The 732-nt window shown below is 43.7% G+C and carries 1 protein-coding gene; it reads right to left on the bottom strand.

Features of this window, described 5'->3' with window-relative positions; genetic code table 11:
* Nucleotides 1-104 precede the first annotated feature (104 nt).
* Nucleotides 105-659 carry a DUF2815 family protein gene (locus tag CBG25_RS18755; RefSeq protein ID WP_290608566.1) on the bottom strand — a complete coding sequence of 185 codons (555 nt, stop codon included), beginning with the start codon at nucleotides 657-659 and terminating at the stop codon, nucleotides 105-107.
* Nucleotides 660-732 lie beyond the last annotated feature (73 nt).

Below are 732 nucleotides of genomic sequence, written 5' to 3' on the forward strand. Positions count from 1 at the left end.
TTACATATCAAATTTTCCTTAAGTTAAACAGGTTAAAAATTAACCTAATTTTTAAATATTGCCTGATTGTTTAACTACCTCAGGCCGCGGTAGTTCCCTGGTGTTTAACTTGCCAATAACTCTTCTTCCTCAGCCATGCTCAGGTCGTCAAACTCGTCAACGGAGGCCACGCTTCCACCGCTAAACGTATCACCATCACGGAAAAACTGAACGCCTCTTAATGATGCTGAAACGCCTTTACCGTTATTGTCATAGGCGTAAAATTCAATGGTGGCGTTAACGTAACAGCCTGAGTAGGGACGCCCGTCCTGTGCGGTAAGTGGTGTGCGATTTACGTCAATGACTAACGGCCGATCTTTGTTACTGGCGGTGATGTACATATTTCCGGCATAGCCGTCGTATTCTTTATTGTCGCCGTCGCGGAAGCAAAAACGGTTGTTGGAGTGGCAGATGCTGTTATAAATTTTTTCTACCTCTTTGGCTCCCCATTTTTCCTTAATGACCGCCTCAATCCCCTTTTTGATTTCCTTAATCAGATCAGTACGATTTTTGGCGATAAGGAAATTGGCTCGGTATTTGAAGGCGCCCTGACCACTGACTTGCGTAGGTTCAAATAACTCAGGAAAAGCCAGACGTACGTTGTTTAATTTGATTTTCATCACGTTACCTTTTAATTAGATGGATTTATCAGCGAGTGACGCTTCGGTCACATCGTCAAAGTCGTTCAAGGGG

Origin of the sequence: Arsenophonus sp. ENCA, assembly GCF_002287155.1 — a bacterium.
In the GTDB taxonomy this organism is placed as follows: Bacteria; Pseudomonadota; Gammaproteobacteria; order Enterobacterales; family Enterobacteriaceae; genus Arsenophonus; species Arsenophonus nilaparvatae.

Coding starts and splice junctions, on each gene's coding strand:
- CBG25_RS18755 (WP_290608566.1), bottom strand. CDS start 659: ATGAAAATCAAATTAAACAACGTACGTCTGGCTTTTCCTGAGTTATTT.